Origin of the sequence: Orenia metallireducens, from assembly GCF_003001995.1 — a bacterium.
In the GTDB taxonomy this organism is placed as follows: domain Bacteria; phylum Bacillota; class Halanaerobiia; order Halobacteroidales; family Halobacteroidaceae; genus Orenia; species Orenia metallireducens_B.
Genome location: NZ_PVNB01000003.1, coordinates 86,872 through 101,466, shown reverse-complemented (window position 1 = coordinate 101,466; position 14,595 = coordinate 86,872). Strand labels below are relative to the sequence as shown.

Here is a 14,595-nt window from a genome sequence, read left to right as displayed (position 1 = left end):
GTTTTTTTAATATCTATATATTTTTGGTGGACCTGGGAGGATTTGAACCTCCGACCTATCGGTTATGAGCCGAGTGCTCTGACCAACTGAGCTACAGGTCCATGCTATTTTGGTGAATAGTGATTAGTCAAAAATAAAATTATACTAATCTAATTACTGGTTACAAGTTACTAATTAGTAAAATAAAATGGAGCGGGAAACCAGATTCGAACTGGCGACACCCAGCTTGGAAGGCTGGTGCTCTAGCCAACTGAGCTACTCCCGCATGTAAAATCAATGATCAGCTAGTAGTTAACGGTGACTAGTTTAAGAACATTAAGATATTAACTGCTTACTTTTCACTCGTTACTCTTCACTGTATTTAAATGGTCGGAGCAGCAGGATTTGAACCTGCGACCCCCTGGTCCCAAACCAGGTGCGCTACCAAACTGCGCCATGCTCCGATAATTTCCTTGCCGACGAAGATAATTTTATATTAATTTGTTATGAATGTCAATAGCTAAAAATGATATATTTATTGATTATTTAAAATTATATTGTTAATAATCTATTTTTCTTCTGATTAATAGCTTTTATAGACTATTATTATCAAACTTTAAAGTGAGCTATAATTATGAGATTATAGATAGATAATGCGACACTTTTATTTCAGTTTACAGGGTACAGTGGTTTACACGAAGAGTCTTGTCTTCTAGACTCGTAGGGACGGTTGACAGTTAAAATCTTTAAAACCGAAGAAAATTTCTGTTTGAACGAAGCAAAAATTGAGCTGGAATTTAGAGTTTAATCAAATTTTAAATAAAGAATATGATTAATGATAATAATTAATATTTTGATTGCGTAGTGAGTTTAATTTTCTTTTTGATTGGATTTATCACGAAGGGTTCTAAGAATGAACCCGTAGGTTTGGTTACTTTTTCATCAAGGACGCCCCGTAGGAAGTAGTCTTGGGCTGAAAACGTAACCCGCCCTTAGGCGGAACCTAATAATTTGTCTACTTTTTAAAAAGTAAAAGTGTCGCAATATCCCCAATAAGTTCCACTTTGTGATTGTTGAGCTATCTTCAATTGTTGATTAAAGTAGTTTCAATTGACTAGCAAGTAAAACTGGTTAAATGAATTTACATATTGTAATTAATTCAAAATAATAATACAATTAAAGTAATAATACTAGTTATTTCTTTAATTTTCTAAAAGATTCTTTAATATTACTGATTAAGGAGTGTAGTTAATCTCATGTTTCTAGATAATTTTTATAGAAAAATTGGTTTTTATATTATAAAATGGTTGATAATTAACCTGTTGCTAGGCTTTCTTGGAGCAGTCTTAGTATTAGCATTAAAGAAAGGGATATTTTATTTAAACCAGTTTTTCTACAATAAATACTATATTGCCCCACTGATAGGTTCGGTGATAATAGCTATAATAATTTATTATCTTGATTTTAGAGCTAGGGGGTTGGGGACTGATATATATATAAGATATACTAATAATAAATATCCTTTGAAGAGTCCCTTTAGGTTATTAATCAGCAAGTTTTTAGCTACTAGTACTACTTTGGGGTTGATGGGTATAGGGGGTTTAGTTGGACCACTATTATTAATTGGCAGTAGTATGGCAATAGTAATTGATAAGGTCTTTAATTATTTTAAGGTCAAACTATTCAACTCACAATTAGATTATAGAGTATTAAGTGTCTGTGGAGCTGCTGCTACCTTAGGGCCTTTATTAGGTGCTCCCTTAGGAGGAGGAATCTTTGCTAGTGAGATTCTCTATAAATCTTCTTTAGATTATAATGATTTATTTCCTGCTATTTTAGGGAGTAGTTTTGGTTATTATTTCTATCATGCTTTTTTACCCATGAATAGTTTGAATATTGATTTAGCTCTACCTGAAGCAACTTTAAAAGAGATATTTCTACTAATCCTTGTGGCAATAATCTCTGGAATAATTGGCCAGAGCTTTATTAGTATATTTGAGGCTATAGATGATTATTTTAGTCGATTAAGGATCAAGTCTTTTTTAAAACCTATTATTACAGGGGTTATAGTCCTAATGATAATGAAATTATTAAAAGTAGATTCTTTTATAGATATTGGAGATATCAATCAATTAGTTTTTAGCCCTTTAAGGGAAGGTAGAATGATTATATTAATTATAGTAAAGATATTGCTGGCTATGGTTATTATTGGAGGTGGCTGTAGTGCGGCTATTGTTGATACTGCTTTAATCAGTGGTGCTTTAACAGGAAACTTATTATATTATATCTTTCCTAATATTCCCTTATCTATCTTAGTAATCATAGGTCTGTCTGCTACCTTAGCATCGATTGCTAATATTCCATTGGCTACTATGATAATAGTTAGTGAGATTTTTAATTTGAATTTGAGTCTACCAGTCATTATTGGAAGTATTATTGGTTATTTGATTGGAAGACCAAAAGCAGTATTTAAATATATTGGAGAGGAATAATACATAACAGTATAAGTCTAAGGTTGAGCTTAAGTATAAATAAATTCAACTTTGACTTGTACTCAAACTTATACTTAAACTTATATATATTATAGGAGGAGATAAAATGAAGATATTACTGACAAATGATGATGGTATTTTTGCGCCAGGAATTCAAAGATTATGCCAAGAATTAGAACAGAAGCATGAGGTGGTTGTGGTAGCACCAGATAGAGAGAGGAGTGCAACAGGTCATGCCATCACGATTCATCATCCCCTGCGAGCTAAAGAGATGACATTTACTGACATCAATTCAAAGTGCATAGCTATAGATGGAACTCCTGCTGATTGTGTTAAAATTGCGATAGAATCTTTATTAGATCAAAAGCCTGATGTGGTAATATCAGGGATTAATGCTGGTCCAAATATGGGTTATGATGTCCTTTATTCTGGGACTGTATCAGCAGCTGTAGAAGGATTATTATTGGGAATACCAGCAATTGCAGTTTCCTTAGTCACTGATGAAAAATGGGACTTTGCTTATGCTGCAGAGTTTGTCTTGAGGTTATTAGAAGAGCATCAAAAAGAAGAGTTTCCTGAGGATGTTATCTTAAATGTTAATGTACCAGTTGATTGTAGTGGTGGACATAAAATCACCAAGCTTGGTAATAGAAGCTATAAAAATACCTTTGAACAGAGAATAGATCCTAGAGGAGAGAGATACTACTGGTTAGCAGGAGAAGCAGTAGAAGAAGGGAATTCTCCTGATACCGATGTATCAACAGTTAAAGAAGGATTTGTATCTATTACTCCTGTTAAGTTCTCCTTAACAGCAGATTCTGAAATAGAAAGGCTGAAAAAGTGGAACTTATAGTAATATTTAATACTTTAAAATGAATATTTTAAAGTAAAAGGTTTATGGAGGAGATTTTTATGGCACAATCTGAAAAAGAAGGTTCTGTTATTAAAGTGAGTAGTATTTTATTTGGATTGATAGTCAGTTTAATCTTACTGTTAATAGGTAGTTTTAGTTTGGGTTTGGTTATTAGTTTATCAAATGCTGCTAATCAGTCTGCTAGTAGAATTTTATTTATAGTAAACTATTTAGCTATCTTTATTGGAGGAATTGTTGCTGCCTACTCAGCAGGTGGTAGAGGATGGGTTAATGGTGGTTTTGTGGGGTTGATATATATGCTGGTAATAGTGCTTCTTGGTAGTCTTTGGAATCCAGTTATCTTTTCTTTTAGTCTACTTTCAAGAATTATAATTGGGTTTTTAATCTCAGCTTTTGGAGGTATGATTGGGGTTAATATTATTTAACATAATATCGATTGTTAGTTTGAGAATGCATCTTTAGAGGTGCATTTTTTAATTTTATATTAAGATAAAAACTATAAATTTTAACAGTCTAAGCCTTTCTTTCATAAAGTTATCTTAATTATACTAATTTACTTCGGTTAAACTAAGAAGTGATACAGAATATACAGCACTTATACGAGGTGAGATAAATGGCAACCAATCAAATAAATATTGATAATTTAAAGGCTTTAGATACATTAAATGATTATTGGCAAGAGCAAGAGATGGGATTGTTTCCTCATCAGGTAGAGACTGTCAATAAGGTAATTGAGCAGATGAATGGTAGAGCTATTTTGGCTGATGAGGTTGGTTTGGGTAAGACGATTGAAGCAGGGATGATATTAAAGGAGTATATGGTTCGAGGTGATGTTAAGACCTGTTTGGTCTTAACTCCTGCTTCTTTAGGTTTTCAATGGTGGCAAGAGTTGACCCATAAGTTTCAAATTGATTGCTTCAATAACCGTAAAGGTAAGGGATGGCATTACTTTGATGTAATCATCTCCTCTCTTGATAAGGCTAAAAGAAAGCCCCATTGTGATCATATTTATGAACGTGGCTTTGATATGGTAATCGTTGATGAAGCACATCGTTTGAAGAATTCTAAGACTCAAAACTGGAAATTTGTTGAGAAGATTCCTGCAAAATATCTCTTATTATTGACAGCTACTCCTATTCAAAATGATTTGAAGGAATTATATAACCTAGTAGCTTTATTGAAGCCTAATCTCTTTGGAAACTACTCTGATTTTAAAGATAATTATGTAAAGGATAAACATTCAGCTCAGAATTTAGATGATTTGCAGGATGATTTATCACAGGTAATGATACGTAATCAAAGAGAGGAGATAGATTTATATTATACAGATAGGAAGGTTAAACTAATTCCTCTAAGTCTAACTGAAAAAGAGAAGGAGCTTTATGAGGGAATTAGCACTTTGGTAAAGAGAGAGTATAAGAAATGTATCAGTGCCAATAAGAGTATTTTCCATCTATTAACATTGCAACGAGAAGTCTGTAGTAGCTCCTTTGCAGTCTCTAAGACCTTAGAGAAGATGTGTAAGTCAGAGAGCTATGAAAATATTAAGGAGAGGTTATGTGAGCTCTATGAATTGGCTATCTCGATTACTGAGAATCAGAAGATGAAAGTGGTTGAGAAGATTTTAGATGATACTGATGGAAAAGCAATTATATTTACTGAATATCGAGCAACCCAGCAGTATATCTGTTATCACCTTTATCAACGGGGTTATCAACCTGTTATTTTTAGTGGAAAACTACGGGATAATCAGAAGGAATGGGCTAAACGCCAATTCATGAAAAATGGTGATGTCTTAATCAGTACTGAAGCAGGTGGTCAAGGTATCAACTTACAGTTTTGTAATACCATCATCAACTATGACCTACCTTGGAATCCAATGAAGGTAGAGCAGAGAATCGGTAGAGTACACCGCTTGGGACAAGAGAAGGATGTGTTAATCTATAATCTTTCTACCAAAAATACAATTGAAGAGAAGATTATTCATCTTTTAGATAAGAAGATTAATCTCTTTGAAAGTGTAATTGGTGGTTTAGACTTGATTGTTAGAGAAGGGGTAGATAAAAGCTTTGGCAGTGATATTTTAGACTTATTGATAGAGAATGAAGAGGATAAGCTAGATGAAGAGTTAGATAGCTATGCCAACAAGTTTATACATTAAAAACATAGAGCAATTGCTCTATGTTTTTAATGTATATGAGAATAATTTTATATTTTTCAAATTAAGCCTAAGATTAAGCTTGAGTAAAACATATGATTTTAATGCTTTACTTAGGCTTACCCTTAATCTTAAAATATGCAATATATCCATAAACATCTAATTTATAAAATATAAATTATCTTATCAAAAAACAAAAAAGCTGAGCTTTAGCTCAGTGTTATTAAATCTTTTGAACTTTAATTATTCATTGCTAATTGTTAATTGAATTTAAGTGGTACCGAGGGTCGGACTCGAACCGACACGGGAGTTAAATCCCACCGGATTTTAAGTCCGGTGCGTCTGCCTATTCCGCCACCTCGGCATACATTTAGCTATTGGCTAATAAAATGGAGCTAACGGTCGGAGTCGAACCGACGACCTGCTGATTACAAGTCAGCTGCTCTGCCAGCTGAGCTACGTTAGCATAGTGGCAGGGGAGATAGGACTTGAACCCACAGCACCCGGATTTGGAGTCCGGTGCTCTACCAATTGAGCTACTCCCCTATGGCACAATAAGAATTATAACTTATGTTCTTATATAGGTCAAACTTTAAATGAATGATTATAGAGATTTATTTTTAAATATCTCTCTCTTTCGCTTTATTTCTTCTGATTAGATGATAGATTAACTTTTATAATCTTTCTCACATTTTTATATTTAATGACATATACTGACTATACCTTGATTAAAGGGTGTGTCTGTTAACAGGTTATTATCTAAATTTATTTTGCTAGAAGATGAAAGTGTCACAATATCCTAATTAATTGCTAGTATAGATTATTAAAGTTTAATATGTCTAATTTATTTAAAGGGAGGAGATTATAATTTATAAATTAAAGAGATTCTACTTAAATAATAAGGTGCAGATTAAGGGTGGGGCAGGGATGTTTTTATGTTTAATTGGTGGGATAATAGTTCTTAAAACATTACCTAGCTGGATATTTGGCTTAGCAATAGGTGGAGTAACAATATCTTATGGAGTTAAGCTGTTTATGGATTAATATATCTATTTGATTTATACTATTATAGAATTTTAACTAGCATATATAATTAAAAAAGAGCACTTAAAATATGATGTGATTTATTAAGGAGCAGGAATTTTCCTGCTCCTCTTTTAATTATGAGTTTTGCTTATAAAACTTCATAATTAATCTGTCTAGCTTTTGACTTAGCTCAATTAATTCCTCAGCTGTCAACTGTTCTTCTTTACTAGATAATACTCTTAGTTTTTTACGAAGAACTTCTAACTCTTCTTTTAAATTTTTACTATTATCAACCATCTTAATCCCTCCTTTCTCCTTTAACATTATAGAATAAAATTGTATGCAAAAAGGGATTTTAAATGAATAAGAATAACTATGTAAAAAAATGATTTTATTTGTAATTAAGTTTTTTATAATTTTAATAGAAAAAACATTTGTATTTTTATACTATAAGATGTATAATTATAAACAAAATAAGTATAGTTATACTTAAGGAGGAATCAAGAATGAAGGTAAGTATAGTCGGTTCTACAGGATATACCGGATTAGAATTGGTCAGATTACTTAATAAACACCCAAAGGTAGAATTAGAGATATTGACTTCTCGGAGTTTTGATGGAGAAGTAATATCAGATATATATCAAAATTTAAAAGGAGAAGCGGATATCAAATGTGAAGCTTTAGATATCGATAAACTAGCAGAAAGTTCAGAGCTTGTCTTTACTGCATTACCCCATGGAGTATCTATGGAGGTTGTACCTCAACTACTAGCTAAAGGTTTAAAGGTAATAGATTTAAGTGGGGATTACCGCTATGATAACTTAGAAACCTATGAAAGCTGGTATAAAGCTCATAATAGCCCTGAGTTATTCAAGGATGCAGTGTATGGTCTGCCTGAGTTGAATCGTGCAGAGATCAAAGGTAGTAGTTTGGTAGCCAATCCAGGTTGTTATCCAACTGCTTCTATTTTGGCCTTAGCTCCCCTGGTAGATAAGGGCTTAGTCGATCTAAATAATATCATTATTGATGCCAAATCAGGAACCAGTGGTGCAGGAAGAAAGCTCTCTTTAGGGTCTCATTTCTGTGAAGTAAATAATAACTTTAAAGCCTATAAAGTGGCAAATCATCGACATACATCAGAGATAGAAGAGAAATTGGGAATATTGGCTAAAAAAGATATTAGTCTATCCTTTACCCCACATCTTTTACCGATAAATAGAGGGATTTTAGCTACAGTATATGCCAATTTAACAGAAAATATAGATAGTAAATCTTTACTAAAGCATTATCAAGCTTATTATCAGGATGAAAGCTTTGTTAGAGTTATGGATGAAGGAAAACTTCCAGAGATTAAACATGTAGCTGGTTCAAATTACTGTGATATTGGATTGACAGTAGATGAGAGGACTAAGCGTGTAATAGTGATCTCTACTATAGATAATCTACTTAAAGGAGCTGCTGGGCAGGCAGTGCAGAATCTAAATATCTTAGCTGGTTGGGATGAGACTTTAGGTTTAGATAATGTAGGGCTATATTTATAATTTATGGCTGATAGTGTATAATTAAGGATAAAGCTATTAAATTATCAATTGAGAAGTAAAGGGGAGGAGATTATGGCTAATTTATATAAAGAGATAAGTGGTGGCATTACTGCACCACAAGGTTTTTTAGCAAGTGGAGTTACTGGTGGGATTAAAAAGAGTGGTAAGAAGGATACAGCTTTGATTTATAGTCAGAGCCCTGCTAAGGTTGCTGGAGTGTTTACTACCAATCAATGTGCTGCTAGCTGTGTTCTTTTAAATAAAGTGAATATCAAGGATGGTCTAGCTCAAGCAATAATTGTTAATAGTGGTAATGCTAATGCTTGTACAGGAGAGAGAGGTTATCAAGACACTCAAGAGATGGTCAGCTTTACTGCTAAGAAGTTAGACTTAGAGAAGGAGCAAGTCCTAGTTGCTTCTACAGGGATTATCGGTGAATTTTTGGTAATGGATAAAATCAAAACAGGAATTGACAAAGCAGTAGCAGATTTAAGTCAATCTGGTGGTCAAGAGGCAGCAGAGGCTATTATGACTACAGATACATATTCCAAAGAGCTAGCAATAGAGTTTGAAGTAGGAGATGAGCTAGTCAAATTAGGTGGAATTGCTAAAGGTTCAGGGATGATTGAGCCCAATATGGCAACGATGCTAGGATTTTTGACTACAGATATAGCAATTGATAGTAATTTATTACAGGAAGCCTTAGTGGAAGCAATAAATCAGAGCTTTAACAGAATTACCGTAGATGGTGATCAGAGTACCAATGATATGGTGACTATTTTGGCCAATGGCAAGGCTGGAAATAATATTATTGTGGATAAGGATGAAGATTATAATGTCTTCTTAGATGCTTTAAAATATGTCTGTACCTATTTAGCCCATCAGATTGTTCGTGATGGAGAGGGGGCTACCAAGTTTATTGAAGTAGAGGTCAAAGGTGCTCAATCTCTTAAAAAGGCTACTAAAATAGCTAAACAGATTGCCAACTCTCAGCTAGTCAAGACAGCTATGTTTGGGCAAGATCCTAATTGGGGTAGGATAATAATGGCGATTGGAGCTTCTGGAGTAGAACTTGATTTAAGTAAGGTAGAGATCAAGATTAATGATACAGTATTATTAGAGCAGGGAGAAAGAGTGATTGAACATTCAACAGAGACAAAAGCAAATCTACTTAATGATGAGGAGATTAAAATAGAGGTCAACTTAAACCTGGGAGAGTATAGTGATAAGGTCTGGACCTGTGACCTCTCTTATAAGTATGTAGAGATTAATGCAGAGTATCATACGTAATTTAGCTAATAGCTAGTAGCTGTTAGCCAATAATAAAGGAGGCAGTTTAGTGGAGGAACTAATTAAGAAAGCAGATATTTTAATAGAATCTTTACCATATATGAAGGAGTATTCTAATAAGACTGTAGTCATCAAATATGGTGGTAATGCTATGGTTAATCAAGATTTGATGGTCTCTGTTTTAGAGGATATTACTTTATTGAAGTATGTAGGGGTTAATCCAGTTATCGTTCATGGTGGTGGACCAGTTATCAGTGAAAATTTGAAGAAGTTGAATCTACAGAGTGACTTTTATCAAGGTTTGAGGGTGACTAATAAGGAGATTATGGAGGTTGTTGAGCAGGCACTATTAGGTAAGGTCAATAGTCAGATAGTCTCTTTAGCCAACTTGGCAGGGAATAAAGCAGTGGGCTTATCAGGTAAGGATAATAATTTGATTCAGGCTAAAAAATATGAGCTAGAGGATGGTTTTGATTTGGGTCATGTAGGTGAGATTAAGAAGATCAATCCTGAGATATTAATAACTATGATTGATAATGGTTACCTGCCGATAGTAGCACCAGTTGGAGTAGATGAAGCTGGAATGAGCTATAATATTAATGCCGATTTAGTAGCAGGAGAGTTAGCCGCATCATTAGGGGCAGAGAAGTTGATTTTATTGACCAATGTAGAAGGTATCTTAGATAATCCTGAGGATAAGAACTCTTTAATCTCTCGACTAAAGGTAGCAGAAGCCCAAGAGATGATTGAAGACGGAAAGATAGTAGGGGGGATGATTCCTAAAGTAGGTTCTTGTATTAAAGCTTTAAATCAAGGGGTTAAAAGAACCCATATCTTAGATGGACGAATTCCCCATGCACTCTTATTAGAAATATTTACTGAGAGTGGAATTGGAACGATGATAGATTAGGATAATAACAGTAACGAGTAACAAGTAATAGGTAAAATCTTTTTCTCGTTACTAGTTACCTGTCACTTGTTACTGTACTTAAAGGAGGAGTAGAGAATGAATAAACAAGAGATTATTCAGGCAGATCAAGATTATTTTATGAATGTCTTTGGTCCACGTTTTCCAATAGTATTGGAGAAGGGAGAAGGGGTATACTTATATGATAAGGAAGGTAATAAGTATTTGGATTTCACAGCTGGAATTGCTGTAAATGCTTTAGGATACAATTATCCAGAGTTTAGTGAGGCTTTAAAAGAGCAAGTTAGCAAATTAATTCATGCTTCTAATCTTTATTATTATGAGATTCAAGCTAAGTTATCTAAGTTATTAATAAGTAACTCTTATGCTGATAAGATTTTTTATAGTAATAGTGGTGCTGAGGCCAATGAGGGTGCTATTAAGTTGGCTAAAAAGTATTTTAAAGAAAAGGGTGAAGAAAGATATGAGATTATAACAGCCAAAAACTCTTTTCATGGTAGAACCTTAAAGACTTTGGCAGCAACAGGCCAAGAGAAGTATCATAAGCCTTATACACCAATTCCTCAAGGGTTTAAATATGTTCCCTATAATGATTTAGCAGCAATAAAAGAGGCTATAGATGATAAGACAGCAGCTATTATGCTAGAGTTAATTCAAGGAGAGGGTGGTGTCAATCCAGCTACTCAAGAGTATATAGAAGGGGTAAGAGAGTTATGTGACCAAGAAGGGATCTTATTAATCTTTGATGAGATTCAGACTGGTATTGGTAGAACAGGAAGTTTATTTGCTTATGAGGAGTATGGAATAGAGCCAGATATTCTAACTTTGGCTAAAGCCTTAGGTAATGGAGTTCCAATTGGAGCATTTTTGGCTAAGGATGGAGTCGCTCAAGCCTTTAAGCCTGGTGACCATGGTTCAACCTTTGGTGGTAATCCTTTAGCTTGTCAGGCAGCCTATACTACTTTAAGTATCATTTTAAATCAAGGAGTTTTAGATAATGCCAAAGAGGTAGGTAGCTATTTTTATAATAGATTATTAGAGTTAAAAGAGAAGTATGACTTTATCAAAGAGTTAAGAGGAATGGGTTTGATCTTAGGGTTGGAGCTAGATATGGAGGCTAAAGAGATTGTAAAAAAAATGCTTGACAATGGGATTTTGGTGCTGACTGCCGGTAAGAAGGTTCTGAGATTCTTACCTCCATTAGTTATTAATATTGAAGATGTAGATCAGGTTATTGGAGTTTTAGAAGAGGTTTTTAGTCAAATCAACTAAGATTAGACAAATATATTAAAATATGATAAAATCCATATATTATAATCTATCGATATGATTAATATTAAGATAGTATCAAAATTTTGATACTATCTTATATTTTATAGGGAGATAATAATAATTTATCTTGATTAGCTCTAAGAATTATATAGTTTATTTTTAATTAAACTTAATTTATTCTATCAATTGCTTTAAAAAGTATCATTAAAGGAGTATAATATAATAAAAATATATTAAGTAACAATAATTTATGTTGGGAGGTAGAAAGATGATTACTACAGTAACATTAAATCCGGCAATAGACCGGGAATATTTTGTTAAGGAGAATAAGCCAAAGTCTCACCAGTATCTTTATACTGAAAGGGATATCAAGGTATCTCCTGGAGGAAAAGGGCTTTTAAGTGCTATCAATTTAAGAAAACTAGGGTATTCTGATGTACAGAATATTGGTTTTGTTGGTGGTAGACAGGGCCTATTTTTTGAAAAGATGGTACAAGAGCATGGAATTACTACAAATTATATCTTTACTGAAAGTGAAATTAGAAATAATATCTTCGTTATTTCTAGAGAACCAGTAACTTATACCCATTATAATGATTATAGTTATAAGGTGGAGCCTGGTGATGTTGAGAACTTGATTAAACGCTTTAGGCGTGGAATTGTGGATAGTGACTTTATTATGATTTCAGGGTCAATTCCTGAAGGAGTTAACTTCAGTATCTATCAAAGATTGATTCAAATCTGTCATGAAGCAGGAAAAGATGTTTATTTACATGCCAGTGGTGAGGTTTTAAATCGAGCCTTGGAGGAGAGACCTAAGGTTGTGGTACCTTATTTTAAACACACCAATAAGATATTAGATAAGAAGATAGTCAATGATGATGATTACATATGGGCAGGTAAGAAGTTACAAGAAGAAGGTGCTGAATATGTAATGATGCCTTTTCATTGTTCACGTCTATTATTTGATAAAGATGGTGATGTGTATAAGCTAACACCTCGTGATTTCTGTTTAAGAAACTGGTTAGGAGCAGGGGAAGCCTATAATGCTGCCTTTTTTGACTATGTTTATCAGCATGGTTTTGATTTCTTAGAAGCCAATAAATATGCAGCAGGAGCAGCCTTAGCTATTGCTGAAAGTAAGGATATCTTCTTAGCAGATCGAGCTATGATTAAGGAGAAGTCCGATAATATTATAATTAAAAAGCTGGAGGTGTAGTTTAATGAGCACAGTAAGAAAGTATATGATGAGAACTATGAACTCTGTTTGTGAAGAGGATAGCATTGAAGATGTTATTAGGGTTATGAATAAGATAGAGATGTCGGTCTTGCCAGTTGTGGATGATGAAAATAAATTTTTGGGAACTATTTATAGTAGAAATTTATTAAAGAATATCATCCCTGAACAGTATGGTTTCTTAGAGAGCCATCGTCTATTATATCAGGTGAATCAGGCTGCAGAGAATTTAGCTGAAATTAAAGATAGAAAGGTTAAGGAGTATATGTCAACTAATACAACTGCTGTTAAGGAGAATGATAAGATGGATAATATAGCAGATATCATGTTAGATAATAAGGAATCTTATCTCTATGTTGTAAATGATGATAATAAGCTAAGAGGTTATATTTCTAGAGCAGATCTACTTTATTATCTATTAGAGGTAGGGGAAGATCAACAATGAATCTAAAATCTGTTGAAACGTTATATGAGTTGAAGCAATGGTTATTGCTAAATCAAGCAAGTAATAAAGAGTTATATATAGTTGGTTTATTAATTGTATTTGCTTTATTTGTAGTATTATTGACTAAAAAATATAGGGTACCTATAGTAGTAGGTTATGTTTTTTTGGGGATACTGTTCAGTGTAAGTATTATTGAACAGCTTCCTTTTTTATCTGATGAGCTAAAAGAGTGGTATGGCTATAGTGTTGAAAGCTTTGATTATGTGGCTGATTTGGCCTTGGCCTTTATAGCCTTTACTATTGGAAGTGAACTTTCAATTAGAATATTAAAGAGTTTAGGAAAGAAGATTGCTTTAATTGTTGTCTTTGAGGCTGTTGGAGCATTCTTATTGGTTACAGGGGCTATGTTAGCTTTTGGACAGCCCTTTTATCTGGCTTTAATTTTAGGGTCAATTGCTTCTGCTACTGCACCAGCAGCAACGGTTATGGTGCTTAAGGAGTATAATGCAGAGGGTAATTTGACCTCTACCCTATTAGCTGTAATAGGGATTGATGATGCGGTAGCTCTTGCTATCTTTAGTTTTGCTGAACCTATTTCATTGATTAAGGCATCAGGATCTGGTGAGTTGTCGATTATGAATGCTTTTTTTGAACCATTACTAGAGATAGTAGGAGCAATCGGATTTGGAATATTGTTAGGTTATATATCTGTTAAATTTATTATTAAAATAGAGGATAAGACCAAGAAGGTATTAACTTTGGTGGCTACAGTAATTGGTGCTTCTGCTGTGGCAGTGGCTTTACATTTATCACCATTGATTACCAATATGTGTGTAGGTTTTGCTTATCGGAACTTTGCCAAAAAGAATCCTGGGGTTGCTGAGGATATGGAGACTATGACCATTCCTCTTTATGCTATGTTCTTTATTTTAGCAGGTACTAAGATTCAAATTATGCAGATAACTAAAGGAAGCTTTGTAATTATAGCTTTAGTCTATACTCTATCAAGGGTGATAGGTAAAGTTGGTGGTGCTTCTTTAGGTGCTACTTTGGCTAAAGCAGATCCTAAGATTAAAAAATATATAGGTATGGGATTATTATCTCAAATTGGAGTAGCAGTGGCTTTGGCTTATACGGTACAGAGAGATTTTGTAGATTTACCTGAAGTAGGGACCCTAGTCTTTAATATTTTATTGTTTACCACTGCTATTACTGAGGTTGTTGGACCATTATCAACTAAGTACGCTGTTACTAAAGCAGGCGAAATTCACAATTAGTATCTTATAATAATGGAAGCAATGTTGGGGCTATGAGTTATAATAAGATAGTTATCTTATTGGCTTAAATCTTTTT

Annotated in this window: 12 protein-coding genes and 6 tRNA genes; 11 read left to right on the top strand and 7 right to left on the bottom strand. The window is 33.6% G+C overall.

Annotation, left to right across the window (positions count from 1 at the left end; all coding sequences use genetic code 11):
• Window positions 1–24: 24 nt before the first annotated feature.
• The 3 genes from BX659_RS03085 to BX659_RS03075 form a co-directional block, all read right to left on the bottom strand.
• Window positions 25–101, bottom strand: a tRNA-Ile gene (locus BX659_RS03085).
• Window positions 102–188: 87 nt separating this feature from the next.
• Window positions 189–265, bottom strand: a tRNA-Gly gene (locus BX659_RS03080).
• Between the two features lie 101 nt (window positions 266–366).
• Window positions 367–443: transfer RNA gene (locus BX659_RS03075), tRNA-Pro, on the bottom strand.
• Between the two features lie 792 nt (window positions 444–1,235).
• On the opposite strand from BX659_RS03075, the gene BX659_RS03070 reads away from it, so the two are divergent.
• From BX659_RS03070 to BX659_RS03055, 4 genes are all read left to right on the top strand, one after another.
• The gene (locus BX659_RS03070) at window positions 1,236–2,471 is read left to right on the top strand and encodes a chloride channel protein (RefSeq protein WP_097016363.1); all 1,236 of its coding nucleotides are present in this window, start codon (window positions 1,236–1,238) and stop codon (window positions 2,469–2,471) included.
• A gap of 106 nt (window positions 2,472–2,577) precedes the next feature.
• The gene (gene surE, locus BX659_RS03065; RefSeq protein ID WP_097016362.1) at window positions 2,578–3,324 is read left to right on the top strand and encodes a 5'/3'-nucleotidase SurE; all 747 of its coding nucleotides are present in this window, start codon (window positions 2,578–2,580) and stop codon (window positions 3,322–3,324) included.
• A 59-nt stretch (window positions 3,325–3,383) separates the two neighbouring features.
• Window positions 3,384–3,770 (top strand): TIGR04086 family membrane protein, encoded by a 387-nt coding sequence (locus tag BX659_RS03060; RefSeq protein ID WP_097016361.1) that lies wholly within the window; start codon window positions 3,384–3,386, stop codon window positions 3,768–3,770.
• 188 nt (window positions 3,771–3,958) lie between these two features.
• The gene (locus BX659_RS03055; RefSeq protein WP_097016360.1) at window positions 3,959–5,506 is read left to right on the top strand and encodes a DEAD/DEAH box helicase; all 1,548 of its coding nucleotides are present in this window, start codon (window positions 3,959–3,961) and stop codon (window positions 5,504–5,506) included.
• 272 nt (window positions 5,507–5,778) lie between these two features.
• Here BX659_RS03055 and BX659_RS03050 read toward each other — a convergent pair.
• The 4 genes from BX659_RS03050 to BX659_RS03035 form a co-directional block, all read right to left on the bottom strand.
• Window positions 5,779–5,867, bottom strand: a tRNA-Leu gene (locus BX659_RS03050).
• Window positions 5,868–5,893: 26 nt separating this feature from the next.
• Window positions 5,894–5,969: transfer RNA gene (locus BX659_RS03045), tRNA-Thr, on the bottom strand.
• A gap of 4 nt (window positions 5,970–5,973) precedes the next feature.
• Window positions 5,974–6,049, bottom strand: a tRNA-Trp gene (locus BX659_RS03040).
• A 615-nt stretch (window positions 6,050–6,664) separates the two neighbouring features.
• Window positions 6,665–6,826 carry an aspartyl-phosphate phosphatase Spo0E family protein gene (locus BX659_RS03035; RefSeq protein ID WP_172431796.1) on the bottom strand — a complete coding sequence of 54 codons (162 nt, stop codon included), beginning with the start codon at window positions 6,824–6,826 and terminating at the stop codon, window positions 6,665–6,667.
• 209 nt (window positions 6,827–7,035) lie between these two features.
• Between BX659_RS03035 and argC the strand changes: the two genes are divergently transcribed.
• The 7 genes from argC to BX659_RS03000 all read left to right on the top strand — a co-directional run bounded on the left by argC (window position 7,036) and on the right by BX659_RS03000 (window position 14,519).
• On the top strand, window positions 7,036–8,070 hold the full coding sequence (argC, locus tag BX659_RS03030) for an N-acetyl-gamma-glutamyl-phosphate reductase (protein WP_097016358.1): 1,035 nt from the start codon (window positions 7,036–7,038) through the stop codon (window positions 8,068–8,070).
• A gap of 72 nt (window positions 8,071–8,142) precedes the next feature.
• Window positions 8,143–9,360 carry a bifunctional glutamate N-acetyltransferase/amino-acid acetyltransferase ArgJ gene (gene argJ / locus BX659_RS03025; protein ID WP_097016357.1) on the top strand — a complete coding sequence of 406 codons (1,218 nt, stop codon included), beginning with the start codon at window positions 8,143–8,145 and terminating at the stop codon, window positions 9,358–9,360.
• 49 nt (window positions 9,361–9,409) lie between these two features.
• Entirely contained in the window at window positions 9,410–10,270 is an 861-nt protein-coding gene (gene argB, locus BX659_RS03020) for an acetylglutamate kinase (RefSeq protein WP_216358735.1), read from the top strand.
• A 96-nt stretch (window positions 10,271–10,366) separates the two neighbouring features.
• Window positions 10,367–11,560, top strand: a complete 1,194-nt coding sequence (locus BX659_RS03015; protein WP_097016356.1) for an aspartate aminotransferase family protein — start codon at window positions 10,367–10,369, stop codon at window positions 11,558–11,560.
• A gap of 268 nt (window positions 11,561–11,828) precedes the next feature.
• Window positions 11,829–12,779, top strand: a complete 951-nt coding sequence (locus BX659_RS03010; RefSeq protein ID WP_097016355.1) for a 1-phosphofructokinase family hexose kinase — start codon at window positions 11,829–11,831, stop codon at window positions 12,777–12,779.
• 4 nt (window positions 12,780–12,783) lie between these two features.
• Window positions 12,784–13,242, top strand: a complete 459-nt coding sequence (locus BX659_RS03005) for a CBS domain-containing protein (protein WP_097016354.1) — start codon at window positions 12,784–12,786, stop codon at window positions 13,240–13,242.
• Complete coding sequence (locus tag BX659_RS03000) at window positions 13,239–14,519, top strand: cation:proton antiporter (protein WP_097016353.1); 1,281 nt, start codon at window positions 13,239–13,241, stop codon at window positions 14,517–14,519. Before BX659_RS03005 ends, BX659_RS03000 begins: the two co-directional genes overlap by 4 nt.
• Window positions 14,520–14,595 lie beyond the last annotated feature (76 nt).